At 49.8% G+C, this 13,134-nt stretch carries 12 protein-coding genes and 5 tRNA genes; 11 read left to right on the top strand and 6 right to left on the bottom strand.

Features of this window, described 5'->3' with window-relative positions; all coding sequences use genetic code 11:
* Positions 1-265 precede the first annotated feature (265 nt).
* Positions 266-2,140 carry a methyl-accepting chemotaxis protein gene (locus tag ATN88_RS22665; RefSeq protein WP_067419800.1) on the top strand — a complete coding sequence of 625 codons (1,875 nt, stop codon included), beginning with the start codon at positions 266-268 and terminating at the stop codon, positions 2,138-2,140.
* Between the two features lie 74 nt (positions 2,141-2,214).
* Here the strand turns inward: ATN88_RS22665 and kdsA are convergent, their stop codons facing one another.
* From kdsA to hemA, 6 genes are all read right to left on the bottom strand, one after another.
* Positions 2,215-3,069: a 3-deoxy-8-phosphooctulonate synthase gene (gene kdsA / locus ATN88_RS22660; protein ID WP_067419799.1), complete on the bottom strand. Its 855-nt coding sequence runs from the start codon at positions 3,067-3,069 to the stop codon at positions 2,215-2,217.
* A 13-nt stretch (positions 3,070-3,082) separates the two neighbouring features.
* Complete coding sequence (locus ATN88_RS22655) at positions 3,083-3,892, bottom strand: SirB1 family protein (protein ID WP_067419798.1); 810 nt, start codon at positions 3,890-3,892, stop codon at positions 3,083-3,085.
* Between the two features lie 2 nt (positions 3,893-3,894).
* Entirely contained in the window at positions 3,895-4,278 is a 384-nt protein-coding gene (locus ATN88_RS22650) for a SirB2 family protein (protein ID WP_067419797.1), read from the bottom strand.
* An 85-nt stretch (positions 4,279-4,363) separates the two neighbouring features.
* Entirely contained in the window at positions 4,364-5,209 is an 846-nt protein-coding gene (gene prmC / locus ATN88_RS22645; protein ID WP_067419796.1) for a peptide chain release factor N(5)-glutamine methyltransferase, read from the bottom strand.
* The gene (gene prfA / locus ATN88_RS22640) at positions 5,209-6,288 is read right to left on the bottom strand and encodes a peptide chain release factor 1 (RefSeq protein WP_067419795.1); all 1,080 of its coding nucleotides are present in this window, start codon (positions 6,286-6,288) and stop codon (positions 5,209-5,211) included. Before prfA ends, prmC begins: the two co-directional genes overlap by 1 nt.
* A 22-nt stretch (positions 6,289-6,310) precedes the next feature.
* Complete coding sequence (hemA, locus tag ATN88_RS22635) at positions 6,311-7,570, bottom strand: glutamyl-tRNA reductase (protein ID WP_067419794.1); 1,260 nt, start codon at positions 7,568-7,570, stop codon at positions 6,311-6,313.
* 294 nt (positions 7,571-7,864) lie between these two features.
* Here hemA and lolB point away from each other — a divergent pair, with 294 nt between their 5' ends.
* The 10 genes from lolB to ATN88_RS22585 all read left to right on the top strand — a co-directional run bounded on the left by lolB (position 7,865) and on the right by ATN88_RS22585 (position 13,080).
* Positions 7,865-8,476 (top strand): lipoprotein insertase outer membrane protein LolB, encoded by a 612-nt coding sequence (gene lolB / locus ATN88_RS22630; RefSeq protein ID WP_067419793.1) that lies wholly within the window; start codon positions 7,865-7,867, stop codon positions 8,474-8,476.
* The gene (gene ispE, locus ATN88_RS22625; protein WP_067419792.1) at positions 8,473-9,327 is read left to right on the top strand and encodes a 4-(cytidine 5'-diphospho)-2-C-methyl-D-erythritol kinase; all 855 of its coding nucleotides are present in this window, start codon (positions 8,473-8,475) and stop codon (positions 9,325-9,327) included. Before lolB ends, ispE begins: the two co-directional genes overlap by 4 nt.
* A 42-nt stretch (positions 9,328-9,369) precedes the next feature.
* The gene (locus tag ATN88_RS22620; protein ID WP_067419947.1) at positions 9,370-10,314 is read left to right on the top strand and encodes a ribose-phosphate pyrophosphokinase; all 945 of its coding nucleotides are present in this window, start codon (positions 9,370-9,372) and stop codon (positions 10,312-10,314) included.
* 144 nt (positions 10,315-10,458) lie between these two features.
* On the top strand, positions 10,459-11,049 hold the full coding sequence (gene pth / locus ATN88_RS22615; protein WP_067419791.1) for an aminoacyl-tRNA hydrolase: 591 nt from the start codon (positions 10,459-10,461) through the stop codon (positions 11,047-11,049).
* 108 nt (positions 11,050-11,157) lie between these two features.
* The gene (gene ychF / locus ATN88_RS22610) at positions 11,158-12,249 is read left to right on the top strand and encodes a redox-regulated ATPase YchF (protein WP_067419790.1); all 1,092 of its coding nucleotides are present in this window, start codon (positions 11,158-11,160) and stop codon (positions 12,247-12,249) included.
* 234 nt (positions 12,250-12,483) lie between these two features.
* Positions 12,484-12,560 (top strand) — tRNA-Met (locus ATN88_RS22605).
* Between the two features lie 38 nt (positions 12,561-12,598).
* Positions 12,599-12,683: transfer RNA gene (locus tag ATN88_RS22600), tRNA-Leu, on the top strand.
* A 54-nt stretch (positions 12,684-12,737) separates the two neighbouring features.
* Positions 12,738-12,812: transfer RNA gene (locus ATN88_RS22595), tRNA-Gln, on the top strand.
* A gap of 12 nt (positions 12,813-12,824) precedes the next feature.
* A tRNA-Met gene (locus ATN88_RS22590) sits at positions 12,825-12,901 on the top strand.
* 92 nt (positions 12,902-12,993) lie between these two features.
* Positions 12,994-13,080, top strand: a tRNA-Leu gene (locus tag ATN88_RS22585).
* The last annotated feature ends 54 nt before the right edge of the window (positions 13,081-13,134 follow it).

The following is a 13,134-nucleotide window of genomic DNA, read 5'->3' as shown; positions in this document are numbered from 1 at the left end:
TCTCTTTCAGTCGCACTTTTTCTTAAAGTACAATCCCGAGACGTCGATATAGAACATCGTACGAAAATTCACTTTGCAGGTTCTCTTTGCCTGTAACGTTTCGATGTTGTCACAGTCTGAAAGTCACCCGCCACGCTCACCTCGAGTCAACGGATTACCCCATGCCGCTCAACATGGGATTGCAAACTGAATCAACACCAACCTTGAAACGTTAACGGCAGTCGGGCTTGCTTTACTATTTTGAGTTCCATGCAAGGAAGTAAACATGACGCTCACTCTTAAGCAGAAGTTGATTGGCACCTGCCTTATCGCTGTTATTGCAATGGCAACCACCTTGTCACTGCTGGCCGCAAACCAACTCTCATCGCAAACCAACCACAGCCTTGAATACCGTGTCGAAAGCATGTCTGAAGTAGCGAGAGTCGGCTTTACCAACTGGTTAGAAGCTTACGCGACAGCAATGACAGGCTTTGTCAAAACGCAGCCGCATGAAGATGAAATCAATGCGCTGGAAATGCTCCAAGTCTCCGGCAATTTTGCCATGACGTTCTACGCGGAAACTGACGGTTCACTGGCTCTGGCAAACGGTGCCAGCGTTGATATCGACCCACGTCAGCGCCCTTGGTATATAGATGCGGTTAAAGCCAACGATACGGTTTGTACAGACCCGTATACAGATGCTTTGACTGGTGAAACCATGGTCACCATTGCAACGCCTGTTTATCGCAACGGTAAGCTTCAAGGCGTGCTGGGTGGTGATATCAGCCTGCGCAAAATTGTTGATGACCTTTCCCAGTTTGATTTCGGTGACAACGCCGTCGGTATGTTGGTGACGGGCAAAGGCGTGATCATCGCGCACAATGATGCGTCCCTAAACGGTGAGCGTCTGGAGCGTTACAACCCAGCACTCACCATGAGCGCAGTGCGTCAATCAGCGAGCGAAGACAATCTTCTGCCAATGGAACTAAACGGCGACAAAAAAGCCTACTACTTCGTTTCTTTACCATCCGCAGATTGGTTCATTGGTATTGAACTGGACATGAGCACAGAACTTGCAGAACACAACAGCGCGGTAACCACGCTTATTATTACCAGCTTTGGCGTTACTCTGGTGGTACTGGCACTGTCGGTTTGGCTGGTGAATGTGCTGTTTAGAGATTTGAACCGCGTGTCAAAAGCGATGGCAGAAATCGCAAGCGGCGAAGCAGACCTAACACAGCGCCTCACACCGCATAGCAACGATGAAGTGGGTCAACTGGCACACAACTTCAACACCTTCGTGGCGAACATGCACACCATGGTGACGCATCTGAAGAGCGTCGGAGAAGCCCTGTCTGAGCAAGCCTCAAGTGCAGCCGAGCACGCCAATATTCGAAGCTCTCGTATTCGCGGCCAGCAAGATGAAATCAACATGGTCGCGACCGCAATTAACCAGATGGCAGCCGCCACGCAGGAAATTGCAGGCAGCGCAGAAAATACCGCGCAACTGTCAAAAGATGCGGTGAATCGTTCGCACACGGGTGCATCTCAGGTCAACCAAAGCCAACAGTCTATCGGTAATCTGTCGACAGAAGTCGAATCAGCAACGTCTGTCATTACCGAGTTGCATGCCCACGCGCAAAGCATTAATTCTATCTTGTCGACCATTCAAGATATCGCCGAGCAAACAAACTTGCTGGCACTGAACGCGGCGATTGAAGCGGCGCGTGCAGGCGCACAAGGTCGTGGCTTTGCTGTGGTTGCCGATGAAGTTCGTGTACTGAGTCAGCGTACCCACGATTCAACCCGTGAGATTCAGGCGACGATTGAAACGCTGCAATCCACCACACAGTCAGCAGTTCAGATCATGCAAGATAGTCGTCACCTTGCGACCACCAGCGTGGAAGACGCCAGCAGCGCGACAGACAGCCTGTCACAAATCACGTCGTCAGTATCAACCATCAGTGACATGGCAACTCAAATTGCGTCTGCCGCAGAGGAGCAATCTTTGGTGACGGCGGAAATCACCCGTAACACCGACGCGGTTCGCAACGCGTCGGATGAGTTGGCGGAAGAAGCGAATCAAGCAACGATTCAGGCGTCTGAGCTTTCAAGTCTGTCTCAGCAGCTCAACAGCGAAATCTCGCGCTTCAAGCTGTAATTCTTGGCGTTACATCAGACACAAAAAAGCCGGCTTTCGCCGGCTTTTCTTTTGTCTCGCTGAACAAGAAATCCTTATTGGATATCCAGCTCGTCGAAGCTTTTTACCAGATCATCCAGTGCTTTCATTTGCTTCAGGAACGGCTCCAGCTTGTCCAGAGGAAGTGCTGAAGGACCATCACAACGCGCGCTGTCTGGATTCGGGTGCGCTTCAATGAACAGACCCGCGATCTTAGTGCCCAAACCTGCACGTGCCAGATCAACCGTTTGAGAGCGACGACCGCCAGATGCTGAACCGAACGGGTCACGACATTGCAGTGAGTGGGTCACGTCGAAAATGATTGGGCTGCCGTTGCTTGCCTTTTTCATTACGTCGAAGCCCAGCATATCAACCACAAGGTTGTCATAGCCCATACATGCGCCACGCTCACACAGGATCACCTTCTCGTTGCCGCACTCCGCGAATTTATCAACGATGTTACCCACCTGACCCGGGCTCATGAATTGTGGTTTTTTCACGTTGATCACTGAACCGGTTTTCGCCATCGCTTCAACCAAGTCAGTTTGACGCGCCAAGAATGCTGGCAACTGGATAACGTCAACCACTTCAGACACAGGCTGCGCTTGCGCTTCATTGTGAACGTCAGTGATGATTTTCACGCCAAAGGTGTCTTTCAGCTCTTGGAAGATCTTCATGCCTTCTTCCAGACCAGGGCCACGGTAAGAGTGCACAGATGAGCGGTTCGCTTTGTCGAAAGAGGCTTTAAACACATAAGGAATACCCAGTTTCTGGGTCACTTCCACGTAGTGCTCACAGATCTGCATCGCCAGATCGCGAGATTCCAACACATTCATCCCGGCAAATAGAACAAATGGCTTGTCGTTAGCAACTTGAATATCGCCAATTTGAACCGTTTTTTGTGTTGTCATGGTCAGTTCCTGATTAATGGAAAATTGGAGCTTCTGCAGTCAGTACTTTGACTTGCAGCTTAAGGAGTTCAGCAGCCGGATCATCCGGACACTGAGCAATAAAGTATTCGTAGTCTTCTGCTGCTACCCAGTCACATTTTAGTTGCTGGAAGATGTAGCCACGATCTCGAATTTCGTACGGATCGTCAGGGCTGAAGGTCAATGCCAGTTCGCTGCAGCGCAGTGCCATGTCGTACTTTTCTTCACGTAACAATGCGCTTTTGATCACGGCCAGCCAGCGACCCACCAAGGTTGGATTGTCGGATGCTTCAAGATCTTCAGGACGCAACTGCGCCACGGGGCCTTCTTTGCCAATCAACCAACCGCGCAAGGTACGCTCTGACAGAAACTCGCCATCAAACGGATTGATGTAAGACGGCGCACGGTCACGCCAGTTCACTTTCAAAATGAGCTGCGTTGGGAAACCCACTGGCTCCACTGGCAACTCAAGTCTTTCAGTGAAAAACAGCAACACCGCACCTAAGCTGACTGGAATGCCTTTGCGGCGCTTCAGCACTTTTTCAACAAAGGCATTTTCGGAAGAAAAGTATTGTTCGAAGTCGCCACTAAAGCCCCAATCTTTGTAGAACAGGCGCAGCAACCCTTCTAATCGCAACTCGTCGTTAGCTTCCCCTGCCAATGCGTTCTCGGCTTCTTTCGCCAACAACTCAAGTTCCGCTCGAACCCAATGCATCGACGTAGAGGAATCGATGGCAGCATTCAGTGCCAGCGCGCCTTCTACAAGCGTCAGCTCATCAAGTTCTTGATCTGTAAACGCGATCATTGTTACCCCAACAGCAGTGGTGTTTTCGTAATTGCTAAGTTAGCCGCGGCATAAACCCAACCCAGTGCCCCAAAGAAGGCAAAGTATCGGAACATGGTGCCGTGGCTGTAATGCAGAGCCACAAAGCCAAGAGCGATATAGGCAAGTACACAGGTGAGCTTCTCAGTCATCCACATACCCGCTGGGGTAAATGGCACAAAGCCCGTAATGGCAATCAGCGCGATACCTGTTGCAAGCAACCCCGTATCAATGATGTGCGGGACGACTTTCACCCATTTCTTTTGCATCATCTGGCTGCCCATTTGACGCCATACAAAACGCAAAATGAACAAAGACACGCTCAAGGCGATAAACAATAGGTGAGTATGCTTCAATGCAACGTACATAATTCCGTCAATCTCTCTTTCTTGTTTGTTGTATACCCAATCAACCTGAACATGCAGGAATCAGGTTGTTTGGGTATCGTTTGTACTAGCGCGCAAAACGCCCCAGCGTAACACGATCAAGCCCTGCATAATCGTGCAGTGTGTCAACGTCAACGAATCCCGCCGCGGAAAAAATGGCGCGAACGGGTTCGCCCTGATCGTAACCGTGTTCAATCAGGAGCCATCCATCGTCAACGAGAAAGTCTGGGCTTTGCTGGCAAATCTGGCGGATGTCCGCCAAACCATGGTCATCAGCAACGAGCGCAGATTTAGGTTCGAAACGCACATCCCCTTGAGACAAATGAGGGTCTTCTGGGTCAATGTACGGCGGGTTGCTCACAATCATGCTAAAGCGATGTGCAGGCACATTATCGAACCAACTGCTCTGCATAAATTGGGCATTAGTAATACCATTTTCAACCCTGTTGCGCTCGGCAAGTGCCACCGCTTCGGAACGAAGGTCAACTCCGGTCACTTGCAGATCTTTTCGCTCACTGGCAATCGCCAGCGCAATCGCACCGGTTCCGGTGCCAAGATCTAGCACAGAATCCGCTTGCGACGGCAAACGCTCAAGCGCGAGTTCTACCAGACGTTCTGTATCAGGGCGAGGGATCAAGGTGCTTGGTTCAACGTTTAAACGCAGCGACCAAAAATCACGATATCCGATGATGTAAGCAACAGGCTCGCCCAGCTTTCTGCGTTCGAGCAAGGCGGTAAACGCGTTGTTCTCATCATCAGTCAGCAGTTTGTCTGACCAAGTGTAGAGATAGCTGCTTGGTTTATCGAGGACGTGACACAGCAATACCAAGGCATCACTGCGCGGTGATGGGCTTTGGTGCTCAGCTAACAAAAGCGCTGCTTCACGCAGCGCATTTTCAATACTGATTGGCATTAGTGCTGTTCAGCCAGAGCCGCCAGCTGATCCGCTTGGAACTCTTGGTTGATAGGCTCAATCAAACAGTTCAGGTCCCCTTCCATCACGTCATCCAAACGGTAAACCGTCAGGGTGATGCGGTGGTCAGAAACACGACCTTGTGGGTAGTTGTACGTACGGATACGGTCTGAACGGTCACCCGAGCCCAGCAGGTTACGACGCGTGCTCGCTTGTTCCGCGGCACGTTTTTCTTCTTCTGCTTTGATCAAACGCGCTGCCAGAACCGCCATCGCTTTCGCTTTGTTTTTGTGCTGTGAACGCTCGTCCTGACACTCTACCACTGTACCCGTTGGCAAGTGGGTAATACGGATTGCAGAGTCAGTGGTGTTAACGTGCTGACCACCCGCACCCGATGAACGGAAGGTGTCGATCTTCAGATCTGCTGGGTTAATTTCTGGGATTTCCGCTTCTGGGATTTCCGGCAGAATCGCAACGGTACACGCAGAGGTGTGAACACGGCCTTGAGATTCAGTCGCAGGAACACGCTGCACACGGTGACCACCAGATTCAAACTTCAATACGCCGTAAGCACCGTCTCCAGAGATTTTCGCTACCATCTCTTTATAACCGCCTTGCTCAGAGTTGTTGGCGTTGATGACTTCTACGCGCCAACCTTTAGATTCTGCAAAACGGCTGTACATGCGGAACAAATCACCAGCAAAAATACCGGCTTCATCACCACCTGCACCTGCACGAATTTCAACGAAACAATTACGCTCATCGTTTGGATCTTTTGGCAGCAGAAGCACTTGAAGCTCGTCAGTCAGGCGTTCAATTTCTGCCTTCGCTGCTTTCACTTCTTCTTGTGCCATTTCACGCATTTCTGGATCGTCTTCGTTTGCCATTTCCTGCGCAGCTTCCAAATCATCAACGGCCTGTTTATAGGCGTTGAAACACTTGGTCACTTCTTCCAGCTGGCTGTACTCTTTTGACAGTGCGCGGAATTTGTCCTGATCACCGATGATGCCCGGATCACCCAGCAGGTGTTGTACTTCTTCGTAGCGCTCGCTGAGCACTTCTAGTTTGGTGAGATAGATGGTTTCATAGTAATTCTTAAAACTATTTCAGGGGATCCAGACCTAAGCTTTGACGCAGTGTTTCTAGCGTGCGCTCGTCACCGTTTCGGGCGGCTTCTTGCATGGCCTGGGTCGGCGCATGGATCAGTTTGTTGGTCAGTTTGTTGCTCAGCTCTGCCAGCACTTTGGCAGGATCTGCACCACCAGCCAGTGATTGCAGACTTTTGCTCAACAACTCTTCTTTCAGGGCTTCAGAGTGGGCACGGTATTGTTTGATGCTGTCGACAGCATCACGAGAGCGCAACCACGTCATAAAACTGAGGCTTTCTTCATCGACAATGGCTTCGGCCTGCACGGCCGCCGCTTTACGCTGCTCTCGGTTGCGTTCCACAATCGAGTGCAAATCATCGACGGTATAGAGGTAGGCGTCGTTGAGATCGCCCACTTCTTCTTCGATATCACGCGGCACAGCAATATCAATCAACAGCATTGGCTGGTGACGACGCGCCTTGATCGCTTTCTCCACCATGCCCTTGCCAATAATAGGCAATGGCGCAGCAGTCGAACTGATCACGATGTCGGCTTTATGCATATGCTCTGGAATTTCTTCCAGTGAAATGATTTCTGCGCCAAACGCATCAGCAAACGGCTTAGCACGTTCGCGGGTACGGTTTGCCACAATGATATTCTGGCACTTGTGCTCATAAAGATGCTTGGCAACCAGCTCAATGGTCTCGCCCGCACCTACCAGCAAGGCTGTGGATTTTTCCAGCGATTCGAAAATCTGACGCGCCAATGAACACGCGGCGAACGCCACAGAAACCGCGTTGCCACCAATGTCAGTTTCTGTGCGTACGCGTTTAGCAACGGTAAAGGTTTTGTGGAACAGACGCTCAAGCGCACCACTGATGGCATCATGATCGACTGATTCCGCATAAGCTTGTTTCACCTGCCCCAAGATTTGAGGCTCACCCAACACCAAAGAATCCAGACCACAAGCTACACGCATTAGGTGTTGCGCGGCCGCTTGGTCGTGATGGGTATAAAGGCAAGGTAACAAGGCATCGCTGTCAAGGTTGTGGAATTCCTGCAACCAATCAACCACTGCACCCGGACTCGGTTGGTCTACTTCACAATAGATTTCGGTTCGGTTACAGGTAGACACAATAACCCCACTCTGCACGACCTGCTTTTCTTTAAGCTGGTTAAGCGCATCTTGAAGTTGTTGTGGTGAAAAAGCGACTTTTTCACGCAAATCGACTGTAGCAGTCTTGTGATTGATTCCGAGAACTAACAAGCTCATTAAGCAGGGTTACCGACAGCACCAGGAGAAATCCGAACCGTGGATTTTACTTTATGGGCCCGTCGAATAAAAGATAACATTATATTCCCTATCCCGCTAACAAAGCGAAGTGTGAATTTTTCTTCACAGCTCATACATTTGTGGTGGTTTTCCATACAAAACGCAGCGAGTTCGTCTTTCTCTTTCACTCGCTCAATCTCCACGAAATCAACGGAACAGAGATTTCTCCCAGCAACAGGGATATAATCTGGCTACTCCGCTTAGCACGGAACATGGTTTGACATGGAGTTAGCAATGCAGCGACAACATCCCCTTATTCTCCTTTTGTTTCTCAGCCTTTTTGGCCTTTCTGCCTGTACAACGACACCACCGCCAGCCCCAACGACGCAATGGGATGCCCAGAAAGCCGCTTTATCAAACATTAAAGATTTCACTGTTAAGGGCAAAGTGGCCTTTATCAGCCCTGAGCAGCGCGTATCCGCCAACTTTATCTGGCAACAAGAAGGGGATACCCTTTCTCTGCGTTTGACCAACTTCCTTGGTGCCACGCTTCTCAAACTGGATGCCACACCAGAGCGCGCTGTGCTTGTCGATAATGACGGTAAACGTTACGTCGGCGGAAATGCGGATTTACTCTTGCGCTCGCTGACAGGCGTCGCCCTTCCTGTCGAAGACATGATGTATTGGATTAAAGGCCTGCCGGCTGCTGACAACGACTACCAGCTCGGTGCCGATAACCGTCTCGCGACCTTGAGTGAGAACGCACTCGATTCAAACCAACCAGGCTGGCAGCTCGATTACACCGGTTATGACGCCAACACTGACAGCCTGCTGCCTTCAAAAATTAAGATGACTCAGAATGACCAGAAAGTGAATCTCGTCATTTCTCAGTGGACGTACGAATGATGCAACAAGCTAGCGTTTGGCCTTCACCTGCCAAGCTCAACCTCTTTCTTTACATCACAGGTCGCCGTGACAACGGCTACCACGACTTACAAACCTTGTTTCAGTTTGTGGACTACGGAGACAGCCTGACCATCACCCCCAATGATGCTGGTCAGGTGACCCTGTCGCCAGACATTGATGGCGTTAACGTTGAAGACAATCTGGTTTACCGCGCGGCTATGGCGATAAAAGCCAAAACAGGTTGCGAGCTCGGCGCACATATCCATATCGACAAAGTGTTGCCAATGGGCGGTGGTTTGGGCGGTGGCTCATCAAACGCCGCTACTACGCTGATAGCATTGAATTATCTTTGGAATACACAGCTCTCTGTTGATGAATTAGCCGAAATGGGATTAGCACTCGGCGCAGACGTGCCTGTGTTTGTTCGTGGTACCACGGCATTCGCTGAAGGTGTCGGAGAAAAGCTTCAACCGGCGCATGCACCAGAGAAATGGTATTTAGTGGCAAAACCGGATGTTAGCATTCCTACCGCCAAAATTTTTGGACACGAAAACCTGACTCGCAATACACCCAAGCGCACATTAAATGAGCTATTGGCAGAAAAATACGAAAACGATTGCGAAAAGATTGTCAGAGAGTTGTTCCCAGAGGTTGATAAGGCTATTTCGTGGCTGCTAGAATACGCGCCGTCAAGATTGACCGGAACAGGTGCTTGCGTTTTTGCTGAGTTCGAAAATGAAGAGGCAGCCCGTTCAACATTTAACCAATTGCCCGACTGGCTCACTGGCTTTGTGGCTCGTGGTGTGAATACTTCACCGCTCTTAACCACGTTGGAGTCGCAAAAACGATGAGACAGTCAACACCCAATGGATACAACCCCGAGGTTTTCCACCGTGCCTGATATGAAGCTGTTTGCTGGTAATGCAACGCCTGTACTCGCTCAACGTATTGCGAATCGCCTGTATATGTCACTAGGTGACGCTACTGTTAGCCGTTTTTCTGACGGTGAAGTGTGTGTACAAATCAATGAAAACGTACGGGGTAGCGACGTATTCGTTATCCAGTCGACCTGTGCGCCAACCAATGACAATCTGATGGAATTGGTTGTGATGATCGACGCACTGCGTCGCGCATCAGCTGGCCGAATCACTGCAGTTATTCCTTACTTTGGCTACGCACGTCAGGACCGTCGTGTTCGCTCTGCGCGTGTGCCAATCACTGCGAAAGTAATCGCAGACTTCCTGTCTAACGTGGGTGTTGACCGCGTTCTGACTGTAGACCTGCACGCAGAACAAATCCAAGGCTTCTTCGATGTACCAGTAGACAATATCTTCGGTACGCCTGTTCTGCTAGAAGACATGCTGGCGAAGAAACTGGAAGATCCAGTTGTTGTTTCTCCAGACATCGGTGGCGTAGTACGTGCACGTGCAACAGCGAAACTGTTGGACGACACTGACATCGCAATCATCGACAAGCGTCGCCCACGTGCAAACGTTTCTCAGGTTATGCACCTGATCGGTGACGTTGAAGGTCGCGACTGCATCATCGTTGACGACATGATCGACACCGGTGGTACTCTGTGTAAAGCAGCAGAAGCTCTGAAAAACCGTGGCGCGAAACGTGTATTCGCTTACGCAACTCACGCGGTATTCTCTGGCAACGCACCACAGAACATCAAAGACTCTGTGATTGACGAAGTGATCGTTACTGACTCAATCCCACTGAGCGCGGAAATGCAAGCAACCGGTAAAGTGTCTCAACTGACACTGTCAGGCATGCTGGCTGAAGCTATCCGTCGCATCAGCAACGAAGAGTCTATCTCTGCAATGTTCGACTAATCGAAAGTTGTTAGAGAAAAACGCCTCGCTTTCGCGGGGCGTTTTTGTTTTGCGCAGATAATGGTAGGATAAGCCGCTTTTGGCACGGGGCGGTTCTACTGTCTGTGCTCATCACTGAAAATACAGAACAACGAGAATCTCTGCGTGAGCGATCAAATTCGTCTTTTAGTGGGTCTGGCAAATCCAGGGCCAGAATATGCTAAAACCCGCCATAATGCGGGTGCCTGGGTAGTTGAAGAGCTGGCACGCATTCATAACGTGTCGCTGAAAGAAGACAAAAAGTACTTCGGCCTGACTGCCAGAATCAGTGTGGGCGGTGAAGATCTGCGTTTGCTGGTCCCTACAACCTTTATGAACCTGTCAGGAAAGTCAGTTTCAGCACTGGCGAAATTCTTCCAAATTAAACCGGAAGAAATCATGGTGGCGCATGATGAACTTGATTTGCCACCGGGTGTTGCCAAGTTCAAAAAAGGCGGTGGTCACGGTGGTCACAATGGCCTTCGCGACATCATCAGCAAAATGGGCAACAACAAAGAATTCTATCGTCTTCGTGTCGGTATCGGACATCCGGGACACAAAGACAAAGTCGCAGGCTACGTACTGACGAAAGCGCCTGCGAACGAACACAGCCAAATCGAGCAAGCTGTCGACGAAGCGGTACGTTGTATCGACATTCTGCTGAAAGACGATCTGGCTAAGGCGCAAAATCGCCTGCATACATTTAAGGCACAATAAGCTCAGCGAGTTGTGCATATACCAAACAGCTTAAGTAACAAGCCCCACGGGTTAAGTACTTAATCTGTTTGGTATTACTCTGTTTATATAACGAAAGGTTACCATCTCATGGGTTTTAAATGCGGTATCGTTGGTCTGCCAAACGTCGGTAAATCAACTCTGTTCAACGCTCTGACCAAAGCAGGTATTGAAGCGGCTAACTTCCCGTTCTGTACTATCGAACCAAACACTGGCGTGGTACCAGTGCCAGATCTGCGTTTGGACGCACTGGCAAAAATCGTTAACCCACAGCGTATCCTGCCAACCACGATGGAATTCGTAGACATCGCGGGTCTGGTTGCGGGTGCATCGAAAGGTGAAGGTCTAGGTAACAAATTCCTGGCAAACATCCGTGAAACAGATGCAATCGGCCACGTTGTTCGTTGTTTCGAAAATGACAACATCATCCACGTTGCGGGTAAAGTAAACCCAGCTGACGATATCGATGTTATCAACACTGAACTGGCACTGTCTGACTTGGAAGCATGTGAGCGTGCAATTCAGCGTCAAGCGAAGAAAGCGAAAGGCGGTGACCGCGACGCGAAATTCGAAATCAGCGTTCTGGAAAAACTGCTGCCAGTTCTGGAAGAAGGCAACATGCTGCGTTCTGTTCAACTGACTAAAGAAGAAAAAGCAGCGGTTGATTACCTGAACTTCCTGACCATGAAGCCAACCATGTACATCGCTAACGTTAACGATGACGGCTTCGAGAACAACCCATACCTGGACATCGTTCGTGAAATCGCAGAAGCAGAAGGCGCAACCGTTGTTGCGGTTTGTGCGGAAATCGAAGGCGAACTGTCTGAGCTAGACGCTGACGAAGCGGCTGTGTTCCTAGAAGAAATGGGTCTGGAAGAACCAGGTCTGAACCGTGTTATCCGCGCGGGTTACGATCTGCTGACGCTGCAAACTTACTTCACCGCTGGTGTTAAAGAAGTACGCGCTTGGACTATCCCTGTCGGTGCAACTGCGCCACAAGCAGCAGGTAAGATCCACACTGACTTCGAAAAAGGCTTTATCCGTGCAGAAATTATCGGTTTCGACGATTACATCGAGAACAACGGTGAGTCAGGTGCGAAGACTGCAGGTAAATGGCGTCTTGAAGGTAAAGAATACATCGTTAAAGACGGCGACGTGATTCACTTCCGCTTCAACGTATAATAATTACGTAAAAGTAATCGTAAAAAGCTGGCTTATTGCCAGCTTTTTTTCGTTCCAAGGTAACGAAATCGTGAAGGCTACAACCCCATATTGTTATAAATTCCACCACATCGTCTAAATTCACACCGAAGTCGCCAAATTACAAAAAAAACCTTGGAAAAAGCCTTGACGGTTATGACGCTAATTCGCATAATGCGCCCCGCACTCAGGGGGAAACCTCTGAAACGAAAAGATGGCTACGTAGCTCAGTTGGTTAGAGCACATCACTCATAATGATGGGGTCACAGGTTCGAATCCCGTCGTAGCCACCATTCTTTTTAGTGCAACGTTTTCATAAGAAAACAACAATGCGGAAGTGGCGAAATTGGTAGACGCACCAGATTTAGGTTCTGGCGCCGCAAGGTGTGAGAGTTCAAGTCTCTCCTTCCGCACCATTACTCTTTAAGAGTAAAAGATTTAAGGATCATGCTTTAAAGCGTGGTTGCTGTTGGGGTATCGCCAAGCGGTAAGGCAGCGGCTTTTGATGCCGCCATTCCCTGGTTCGAATCCAGGTACCCCAGCCATATTTTTGGTTTGGCTACGTAGCTCAGTTGGTTAGAGCACATCACTCATAATGATGGGGTCACAGGTTCGAATCCCGTCGTAGCCACCACTAATATCGAAGGTCTTGCGACTTTCAACCGGATAAGAGAAACTACCGATTCTCGGAAAGCCAACGGCTTTCAGTCTGGAAAAGAACAAAATGCGATGGTGGCGGAATTGGTAGACGCGCTAGCTTCAGGTGTTAGTGTCCTTACGGACGTGAGAGTTCAAGTCTCTCCCTTCGCACCAAATACCTTGCTCGAAAGAGAGTCAGACAAGGCTAAAAACTGACAACAATTAGGA

The organism is Enterovibrio coralii, assembly GCF_001559595.1.
GTDB lineage: Bacteria > Pseudomonadota > Gammaproteobacteria > Enterobacterales > Vibrionaceae > Enterovibrio > Enterovibrio coralii.
The sequence above is the reverse complement of the archived record's forward strand: the minus strand, read 5'-3'. Positions and strand labels throughout refer to the sequence as shown.